9 protein-coding genes are annotated in these 8685 nt (G+C 60.7%); 3 read left to right on the top strand and 6 right to left on the bottom strand.

The window, feature by feature from the left end:
• Nucleotides 1-33 precede the first annotated feature (33 nt).
• The 3 genes from BHQ40_RS23040 to BHQ40_RS23030 all read right to left on the bottom strand — a co-directional run bounded on the left by BHQ40_RS23040 (nt 34) and on the right by BHQ40_RS23030 (nt 1810).
• A complete protein-coding gene (locus tag BHQ40_RS23040) occupies nt 34-810 on the bottom strand; it encodes an ImuA family protein (RefSeq protein ID WP_171905940.1) in 777 nt (258 codons plus the stop codon).
• A gap of 88 nt (nt 811-898) precedes the next feature.
• Complete coding sequence (locus tag BHQ40_RS23035; protein ID WP_070158081.1) at nt 899-1141, bottom strand: DUF6582 domain-containing protein; 243 nt, start codon at nt 1139-1141, stop codon at nt 899-901.
• Nucleotides 1142-1222: 81 nt separating this feature from the next.
• The gene (locus BHQ40_RS23030; RefSeq protein WP_070158080.1) at nt 1223-1810 is read right to left on the bottom strand and encodes an SOS response-associated peptidase; all 588 of its coding nucleotides are present in this window, start codon (nt 1808-1810) and stop codon (nt 1223-1225) included.
• A gap of 59 nt (nt 1811-1869) precedes the next feature.
• Here BHQ40_RS23030 and BHQ40_RS23025 point away from each other — a divergent pair, with 59 nt between their 5' ends.
• Complete coding sequence (locus BHQ40_RS23025) at nt 1870-2403, top strand: SOS response-associated peptidase family protein (protein ID WP_070158079.1); 534 nt, start codon at nt 1870-1872, stop codon at nt 2401-2403.
• A 19-nt stretch (nt 2404-2422) separates the two neighbouring features.
• Here the strand turns inward: BHQ40_RS23025 and BHQ40_RS23020 are convergent, their stop codons facing one another.
• Complete coding sequence (locus tag BHQ40_RS23020) at nt 2423-3310, bottom strand: bacteriophage abortive infection AbiH family protein (protein ID WP_070158078.1); 888 nt, start codon at nt 3308-3310, stop codon at nt 2423-2425.
• A gap of 139 nt (nt 3311-3449) precedes the next feature.
• Here BHQ40_RS23020 and BHQ40_RS23015 point away from each other — a divergent pair, with 139 nt between their 5' ends.
• Together BHQ40_RS23015 and BHQ40_RS23010 are read left to right on the top strand one after the other, a co-directional pair.
• Nucleotides 3450-4505 (top strand): hypothetical protein, encoded by a 1056-nt coding sequence (locus tag BHQ40_RS23015; protein WP_171905939.1) that lies wholly within the window; start codon nt 3450-3452, stop codon nt 4503-4505.
• Nucleotides 4506-4654: 149 nt separating this feature from the next.
• Nucleotides 4655-5854 (top strand): HEPN-associated N-terminal domain-containing protein, encoded by a 1200-nt coding sequence (locus BHQ40_RS23010; protein WP_070158076.1) that lies wholly within the window; start codon nt 4655-4657, stop codon nt 5852-5854.
• Between the two features lie 30 nt (nt 5855-5884).
• On the opposite strand, the gene BHQ40_RS23005 is transcribed toward BHQ40_RS23010, so the two are convergent.
• Both BHQ40_RS23005 and BHQ40_RS23000 read right to left on the bottom strand, forming a co-directional pair.
• Nucleotides 5885-7393, bottom strand: coding sequence for a UvrD-helicase domain-containing protein (locus BHQ40_RS23005; protein ID WP_070158075.1), 1509 nt, complete (start codon nt 7391-7393; stop codon nt 5885-5887).
• Nucleotides 7390-8685: ATP-dependent nuclease (locus tag BHQ40_RS23000; RefSeq protein ID WP_070158074.1), on the bottom strand; the 1296-nt coding region annotated here is incomplete at its 5' end. The genes BHQ40_RS23005 and BHQ40_RS23000, both read right to left, overlap by 4 nt.

Genomic DNA, 8685 nt, shown 5'->3' with positions numbered 1-8685 from the left:
GGCGAAGAGAGCGGCGCTGCAGAAGCGCGCGGTTCAAGCGGCCTGGCTGGCCGCTCCGACCGCCGCAGCCGCTCGATGGCGAGCTGGGGCAGGTAGAGCGAGGCGACCCGTGTCATCGCAAGCCTCGACCATAAGAGAGAATGGGTTGCCGTTCCGCTGCCGCACCAGCTCGACCGACCAGCAGGCGCGGCCGACCCCCGGCGCAGGCAAAGGCACGGAAGGCGCGCAGCCGATCCGCCAACGGGTCATCGCCGCGGACGGACGCTCCAGCGGATCGCGATTGGACCTCGCCCAGCGCCGGAGCAGCAGCATCGGCGTTCGACCGTCCGCCGCCGCCAGTTGCAGCCGCCGCGTTGCGGTCTGATCAGCGACCTTCACCTCGGCCACCACGGCGGAGAAACTGCCGTCGCGGAGCGAGTCCTCGGCGAGCGCCAGCGCCATCGTCTCGTTCTTGCCCTGAAGGTAGAGCAGCTTCGCTGCCGGAAGGCCGGCCTGTTCGAGACCGGGCGCATAGAGATCGAAGCGGGTGAGTGCCCACGAGACGTTGGCGCCGGGCACAGTAGCGAACCGTGCAGCGAGCCCCGCGACAAATAAGGTGGCGGCGGCATCGTCGCCGAGCGTCGGTGAAGCAGCGGTGATCTCGTGCAGGCCGGCGCCGTCTATTCCGCCTGAGCCCAGCCGATTATCGAGCGCGTCGATACCGAAGGCCAGCACCGGCCCGCGCTGGCTTTGCGCCTGCGCAAGCTGCGCGCGAAGCGCGGCTAGCGGATCGGCACTCGGCCGATCGAAGGACGACGGTTGGGCGGACATCGGGCAACATCGACTCACTTGTTCGCTATATGTTCCGATGAGTCCGGAGATTCGTCAAGGCTTGTGAATCCCTTATGGGGCTACTGAGCTAGCCCTTGCCGACCTCGCGCCAGGATTTTTCGCTGATCTCCACGCCGTGCTTTTTTGCCGCCGCTTTGATCCGCTTCCAGGCTTCGTCACGTTCGTCGTCGCTCACGTCCTTGACCTGGTTGAAGCGGGCGACCGCGTTGCGGACATGGCTCGCGTTTTCGAGCGGCTCCTTTCGCTGCTTGGGAAATGCGAAGGAGCTCTTGGACAGGTCGTCGCGGTCTTCGGTGCTGAGCTTGGCCATTATCGCCTCCTGATGTCCGCACTCAACGGATGAGGGAGGACGAGGGTTCTGCTTAAGCGGCGGCCGGGTCTGCCGCTGCGCTTATCCGACCTGCTCGACGGCAAGGCTGCCGGCCGGAAGCGCCTTGAGGATGTCCTTCGCCGACACCGAGGGGTCTAGCCAATCGGCCCAGTCGGCGCGATCGAGGATCGCGATCTGGCGATCGTGAAAGGGAGCGATGTCCGGCCCCGGATCCATAGTCAGCATCGTGAAGGCTTCGCCGACATCCGGATTGCTCCGCCATATGCCGGCAATGCAGAACCAGGGCTCACCCTTTTTCGTGAATAGCCATTTGTCCTTACGCTTCTTTTTCGGATCCTCGGGGGTCGTAAATTCGTAGAAGCCGTCGGCGATGATCAGGCAGCGGCCGGTCGTGAACTCGCGGCCCTCCGATCGGAAATTGTAGACCGGTTTCTTGTTCGGCGCGGGCCAACTCCATCGACGCTGCACAAGCTCGCCCCGCATTCGGCTCGTAGCGCTGCGCACAATCGGGGCCGTGTCGGTGATCTTGATGTCCGCTCGCGGAGCAACGTTGGGGATGCCCTCGGGCGTCTCGATCGCGATCTCCAGATCATTGAAATCCTCCATGATCGAGGCGATCTCAACTTCGAGGCGGTAATCGTTACACATGTCGGACCCCAATCTCCTCAGCCTTGCGACTCACTATCGTTCTTATTATGTTCCACGCAATGGACGCGACCGCGACCCCGTTTGAAGCCGACGCGCCGGAGGACAATCTCCGGCCGATTGTGCGGTACAAGCCGGAAGAACCCGGACGACCCCAACTGATCAAGGCACGCTGGGGGTCCAATCCGCGCTTCACCGATGGCGTCGAGTTTAGGTTTGTGCGCTCTGAGGGCAAGACGTTCCCGAGCCACCGTTGCCTGATCCCGGCATCCGAATTCCAGATGAGGGTTGGCGAGAAGCGCTATCGGGTGAAGCTCGATGACGGGAATTTCTTCTATCTCGCCGGAGTCTGGGAGCCAGCGATGGGCGACTGGCCGCTCTCCTTCCGGATCATCACCGTCCCAGCGAATGCCGAGGTGTCACAATATCAGGAGCGGCACGGGGCCATCATCCTTCGGCGGCAGGTTAAGGATTGGCTAGATGGCATCGTTCCAGAAACCGACCTTTTGGTGACGCCGCCAGCGCGGATATTCGATATCCGGGAAATCGGCGCGACGGGTAAGGCGAAACCCGTTCAAACGAATCTCGCATTGTAGTAGGCTGCCTAACGGCAGATCAGAGCATCGATAGTGGTGCGAAACGTGCGAGATGGCTCGGCACACCGAGCCTTTCCAGCCCGGCCATTTCCGAAGACGGTTCCAAATAGCAGCTGACGGTCCAGGTCGCCCGCGTGCCGACCTGTGCAATGATCTCCCGGTAATAGGGAGCGTCTACGTCGGCGAGCGAGTGCCCAAGCACAATGACCTCGGACACATTGCGTAGACTATCGAGCTTCGCCCGATAGCGTTCGATCAATTGCCCGGTAGGTTTGAACGTGTTCGCAAAATATTCGTCGATCAGCCGATAGCCGCCGGCCACTCGCGTATCGGTGCCCTCGTTGATTTGCCCATGAAGCATTTCTGCCGCTGTTCGCTCCCAGCCATGACCAAGCACTAAGTCGCCATCGACGTCGGACGAGCGACCGTGGATGTGCAGAACGTTCGGCTCGGGGACATTGTACAGTCGTTGTAGCGTGGGCGTGTAGTTGAAGGACAAAAAGCGCGCGCTGGGATCAATGCAGCGCACCAGCGGCACGGATCCCGGCTGCGGTATCGGGAGACTGCGTATCCACTCGGCGAACAGACCCCGGAGCCTCCGCGACAAGCCGTCGACTACTTGTTCGATCTCGTATTCGAAGTCGTGATGGGACGCGTCGCTCCATTCCTCAGCACTGTACGGCACCAGAAAATGTTCGGCATGGTTGATCACATTGTCGGAATCAAACGTCGCGAGACGCGCCTCGAAGCAATTCCAAAAATCTTCATCGACGAAAAGATAGTCGTCGATCAGCCCCAGAATCTCGGGCGCAACCTCGCCAACTCGGCGGCCAAAATCGCTGAACCTGGAAGGTATCCCATGGTGCAGGTCGAACCCGTTCCCGATCACAAATAGCTTTGAACTCAACGTGCCCTCCAGCTCCGTCGTTCCGCGAGGTGATTCGCGATGTTAAACCTTAGCGATGGAGCAAGAAGGGAACGACGCGGCAAATGACTTGTGGGCGCAAATGTTCGCGCGCACTGCGGCCCACCCGGGTGCCGCGGTTATGGATCCGAACTATGATCCGCGCGAGGACGAAGCGCGTGCACGGGCGGGCTTCACCGCAGCCGGATGGAGCACGGCCGAAATCGAAAAGATTCTCGCAATGGCCCCTGGCCGTACCGCGGACACGACGTCCAGTCGACCTAGCGTGAATCCTTCCGCCGAAGCGTTCCAAGCAGTTTTGTGTGACGATGTGGAAGCGGAAATGGCGCGCCAGGGATTGGGCAGCCAGCGCAACGTCGCGCGAGGGATAGAGCCGGTCACCGGACCGTTCGCCTCGAAAGCAGGCGTGATCATGACCGAGCAGAGCATAATCACGGCCGGCGCGTTCACGTTCCGCTTCTGTGGGTTAATCGCAAAGGCGTTTCACCGCACGGTTCTGCTCGATCCGTACTACTGGCAATCGGACCATTTCACGCTTGAGGCTGCGAAGCTGCTGTTGCGGAGGAACATGCCTCTTGTCCTCTACTGGAACCGGATTTTCATCTCGTTCGCGATGAGCGGCACCAACGCCACAGTGCCGTTCGAACCGTCGGATCCCAAACAGGTGCTCCTAGTCGAGCAGATCGCCCGGGCTATGGAGGTCTTCGTCGTGGCTCACGAGTACGGCCATCATCATCACGGGCATGGTCGCGACATCGAGGCCGACGCTCGAGTTGAAGAGTTCGAGGCCGATCAATTTGCGCTGCGAATGGGAAGACCGATCGGCGAGCGCGACCGCACGCCCATCTGGAATCCCTATCTGGCATCCGGCTCGGGCGGCGTGATCTTGCTCAAGGCGTTGGAAACCCTTCGACGGTTCGAGCATGAGCTGGGCGCGCCAATGCCGCGAGGTGATACGCATCCGAGCGCGGACGAACGCATTGCACGCTTCGACACACTGGCTGCGATCGAGCCAGCTTTGTTCGCGACGTTCAAGGGCTTCCGTATCACGAGCTTACGCGTGATGGATTCCATCGGCGCGCTGCTGATTGACTTTCTCGGCACCATCCCGGCGGCGGACAAGGCGCGCCTGACAGCGATGCGTCGTGAACTCTGGGAGCAGCTGCCAAGGCCTTAGCCATGCTCCTGCGATCTTGACGGAGCGATCATGGCATCGCCGTGCCAGGAGCGCGCAAGGCTTCTCGCCCCCAGTTGCTAGTTGTGCCGTACTTTACCGAGTGCGATTTCGTCCCCTATTTCAGGCGAAACGTTTGGTCAGGTCTCGCCATGGGAAGAGCTAAAGAGTGGCAACTCGCGCAATACGAGCGGGGCTATGATGAGGTCGATGGAGCGATCTGCGCGGATTGCGTGACCGATGCTGCATTGAAAACTTGGGTCGACGAGAATGTGTCTGAGACCAGCTGTCGCTTTTGTGGCGCGGAGGCCGACGCGCCAATCGCTGCCAGCTTCGATGATTTCGTTGGCATCGTGCTGACGGGCATCCGGTTCGATTGGAACCACCCCGACGACGAGGGTATCCTATATATCTCAGCCGAAGGCGGCTATCAGGCGTCGATTAGCGACAGCTGGGATGTCTTGGCTGATTATGAGATCAGCGATGACGAGGCGGTGACCGATGCGATCATCGACGCCATCGGCAACAATGGCTGGGTCGAGCGCGAATACTACGCCGGCGACAAGAGCCAGCGTCTGTCGTGGGGATGGGACGCGTTCAAAGACGTCGTGAAACATCGGACCCGCTACGTTTTCCTGGCGCCGGAAGAGGACAACGGATCAGCCGAGGTACCGCCGTCACGGATGCTCGCCGCCATCGGCGAAACCGTCGTCGACGAGCTGGCAGAACTCAACCTCATCACGGAGATTACCACCGAGACTAACCTTTACCGTATCCGTGTGGGTCAGGAACTCTACGACACTGGCGCTACGATCGGCACACCGCCTGAGCAGTTCGCCAACCAGTCGAACCGGATGAGCCCAGCGGGTATCCCGATGTTCTATGGGGCGTTCGATCTCACTACGGCACGGTTGGAGACAGTCGACCCCGAGCATCATGCCGGACAAACCTTGTCGATCGGCACCTTCCGTCCGCTGCGCAATCTACGAGTGCTCGACCTCGCTGACCTTCCCGATATACCGAGCGTATTCGAAGCAGAGGGGCACTACCGCATCCATCCTCTACGGTTCCTGCACGCGTTCGCGTATGACATCGTGCAGCCGATAGCCCGAGATGGTCGCGAACATATCGAATATGTTCCGACCCAGATCGTCACCGAATACTTCCGACGTGTGTTCCGCGACGGTGAGGGCAACGCTGTCGATGGGATAATCTACAGCAGTTCGCGCGAGGGCGGCGACCGTGCCTTCGTCCTGTTCTGCGAGAACGAACAGTGTTTTGCGGTTGAGGATGGCCCTGTTTTCAAGGAGCAGCTCTTGGAGCTCACCGCAGTGGCTCACGAACAGGTGTGACCTGCCCGCGATAAGCGTTCGTGAAGCCGGTTAAAGCTGAATTAGCGGACTGGCTGCAGCCTGCGACGCAACGATGTGGAGCCGTTTCTTTGCCCGGCTCAGCGCAACGTAGAGCAGGCAGCGTGCGTCCGCCCTGTCAGGGAAACTATTTTTGTCGACCGACAGCAATAGGACATCGTCGCATTCGAGACCCTTGGCCTTGTGGATCGTGCTGATTGCCTTGGCCGGGGGCATGGGCCGTGAATAGGTGCGCCGATTCGCGATCTCCGCGAGCCCAGCTTCGATATCGTCAAAACCACCGAGGCGCACGGCGTCCCAATATTCGCTGCGATGATCGAACTCGACCTCCGCGAATGCGGGGTCACTGCCTTTGAGCGAAGCAAGCTGGCGCAGCATAGCAGCAACACCACGATGGTCGGGCCGTTCGACAATATGCATTGCCAGCGCCTGGAGAGTGGCGGGCTTACCCCGCCGGGGCTTGGTGCAGCCTTGCCCCGCATATTCGATGAATTGGTTGGCGAAGCCAGACGCCGTGAACCCTTTGCTCGTCGCTGTGATGAACGCAGCTGCGGCGCTAGCCAGATGCTCCGCATTGTTCGCCCCCACGATCATGGCGTCGACCAATGTATCGAGATGGCGGCGGGTGTGCCCTTCCCATAGCGGGAGACGGCGCCCATACATGCTACGGCAAGCGCGGGTGACGTGATTGTGACGAGCGAGGATCAGGAGCGATGACGCTCGCCGTTCCGCCGCATAGGCTGATTTTGCGTCGCTTAGTTGGAAGCCTTGCGCATTCCTGGCAACATTCTCGGAGATCGTCACCGTAACGCTTTGTGGCAGCTGTCCGCGCAGGCTGAGCCGCTGGCCCGCCTTCAATGTCCTCCGAGCCTCGAGTGTCCATTGCCCCAGATCGTTGCATCCGGACCTCCAACGGTGAGGGGTCGACAGTTCGGCGAAAGCATCGGCCGAAGACACGATGCCCGTCCAATCGCAAGGCGGCGCGGCGGCGGTTGCTACATCGTCCTTGTAGATATGCTGCATAGGATCGCCAAAGATGCGTACCCGCGCGCCTTGCGCTTTCAGCGCTACCACGAGCGCGTGCTGATCTGCGCTTGAATCTTGATGTTCATCACAGATAACCGTGGGATAGCGCTCAGCCAGCGCTCTGGCGATCATCGGATGTCGCGCGAGCAACTGCGACACCTTTGCCGCGGCAATTTTATAACCGTCCTTGGTCCGGCGGGTCCAGGCCGCGACGTCGGACGGCAGCCCGATACCCGCATGATAAGCGGCCGCGATTTGCGCGATAAGACTGTCAATCGTTCGGATCTCGACATGGCGCCCGCGATCCGAGGTCCGCTCAGCGAAGACACCGCAGGCGGCGTGGGTATGAGTGATAATCAGCAGGCGGCCGCCAGAGGAAGCGGCTTCGCGCGCGTAGTCAGCTCCTTGGTGCGTTTTGCCGCAACCAGCCGGTGCCTCGATGACGACCATTGGAGCCGTCGATCGAAGGGCTGTGGCGACCTCGCGATCGCTCATCCCGGCAAATCAGTGATAGATGTTTCGCCGACCGCCAACCTCACTGCATTGCAGAAAGGCAGCAGCTTCGGTCCGAATGTCGGCCACAACCCGAGCGACCAGATTTTTGACGCAAGTTCGCGGCCGCCGGCAAGCGTCTTGAACCACGACTGACTATGTGACTTATACGTTCGACGTTCGCCCTCTCTGCCTTCCGGTACTTCCCCGAGCGCCGCAGCGCGGATAACTTGCTTGAGATTGCCTCCTGCCGCCTCGCTAAGCGCCGCGAAGTCCTTTGCCTGGATCCCTAACCGTAGCGCCAGAGTATAAAGCCGCACGCCGGTCCTTTCACCGGTCGGATCGACTATCAGCTGTTCGAGCTTATCGTCCGGCGTCGCGGTGATAATCTCTTCCTCGATGCAGCCGAAGTCCCAGCGGAACAGCAGATCGCCAAGCTTGATCTTGAGAGCCGACCAGCTATCGCCATGTCTGCCTTCTTCGTCGACAAAGCCACCGAATGTGAGACCACTTTTCGCCAGAGCCTGAAGCAATTGCAGTGTGTCCTCGTGGCCCCCGCCGTCGCAGACGTGAATACCGTGCGGCTTAAGCGACCCTCCCATTGCGCGCTCAACAATCTCCAGAACCGCGCCGCGTTCAGTTGCGCCTTCGGCGACGATCGCTAAGCGGTTGAGAAACAGCTCGGGATCACGGGCCCGGTGTCGATCTGTGACGGCGCCTTCTAGCCGCCCAATGTTCCCGGCATGATCGACGTACCACAGCGCAGAAGTGGCCGCCGCTGTGAGCGCTGACGGACTATGCGTCGTCACGAACACCTGCGTGCTGAGCGACTGAAGCTTTTCCATCAGCACATGCTGCCGATAGGGTTCGAGACCGCGTTCGACCTCGTCGACAACCGTGATCGGGTTCTCACCCTGATTTTGTTCGGCGATCGCGAGCGCAGCCAGGCGCCGCGTACCCGCGCCCCAGCTCGCAACGGGCAGCACGACCTTCCCACGCTGGGCGGTGAGGCCAACCATAGATGCGATCGAGGCGCCTTGGCCGCCGGTGATCTGCAGATCCAGATTGTTGGGAAGTTTTTGCTCCGCAAAGGCTTGGTCGAGCTTGGTGAGCGAGCTCTTCGCGCCGTCCGCCAACTCATTTTTAATCGCATGGTCAGCGAGCGTGTTTGCCATCCGCGATCGCAGACCCTTGTCAGAAAGCAGGCGATCGAGTGCTGATCCTTGCACCAGCCGGAGGTCGCGGTCGTTACGGTCGTCCCCGCTTAGGCGCACCAGACCGATCTGGCGGCGAAG

Origin of the sequence: Sphingobium phenoxybenzoativorans (assembly GCF_001757355.1) — a bacterium.
In the GTDB taxonomy this organism is placed as follows: Bacteria; Pseudomonadota; Alphaproteobacteria; order Sphingomonadales; family Sphingomonadaceae; genus Sphingobium; species Sphingobium phenoxybenzoativorans.
The sequence above is the reverse complement of the archived record's forward strand: the minus strand, read 5'-3'. Positions and strand labels throughout refer to the sequence as shown.